This window comes from Vibrio sp. 1069 (genome assembly GCF_033340555.1).
Genome location: NZ_JAWOWP010000463.1, coordinates 1 through 657 on the forward strand (window position 1 = coordinate 1; position 657 = coordinate 657).

Consider the following 657-nt stretch of genomic DNA (forward strand, 5'->3'; position numbering starts at 1 on the left):
ATTCTTGCAACCAGACTTTGCTCGTTATCCTTGTTTGAAGCTTGCGATTGACGCGTGTTACGAAGGGCAACATGCGACTACTGCTCTAAATGCAGCCAATGAAGTTGCTGTTGATGCGTTTCTAAATAATCGCCTTGGTTTTACAGACATAGCTCGCATCAATGAATTGGTTTTGCATAAAATCACCGCAAGCTGCAAACCTGAGAATGCGAATAGCTTGGAAAGCTTGCTAGAGCTAGATAGAATGTCTCGAACTATCGCCCTAGAAATTATACGCGAGCGTAGCTAATGACTGGTATTTTGTGGAATCTTGTTTCTTTTATCGTTGCACTGGGCATTCTCGTTGCCGTGCACGAGTTTGGGCACTTTTGGGTTGCTCGTCGTTGTGGCGTGAAGGTTGAAAGATTTTCCATCGGTTTTGGTAAGTCTATTTGGCGAAAAGTTGGTCAAGACGGAACCGAATACACTATCTCAATGATTCCTCTTGGTGGATACGTCAAAATGGTAGATAGCCGTGTTGACGATGTGCCAGAAAGTGAAAAACATTTAGCCTTTGATCAAAAGCCGCTTTGGAAACGAACGTCTATTGTTGCAGCTGGCCCTATCTTTAATTTCTTATTTGCTATTTTTGCTTATTGGTTGGTTTTCCTGATTGGT

1 protein-coding gene and 1 pseudogene are annotated in these 657 nt (G+C 42.6%); both read left to right on the plus strand.

Features of this window, described 5'->3' with window-relative positions; translation table 11 throughout:
* A pseudogene (locus R7040_RS27160) lies at positions 1 to 289 on the plus strand (1-deoxy-D-xylulose-5-phosphate reductoisomerase); the annotation flags it as partial.
* Positions 289 to 657 (plus strand): RIP metalloprotease RseP (gene rseP / locus R7040_RS27165; RefSeq protein ID WP_318097700.1); only part of this gene is annotated, 369 nt, incomplete at its 3' end. The pseudogene R7040_RS27160 and the gene rseP, both read left to right, overlap by 1 nt.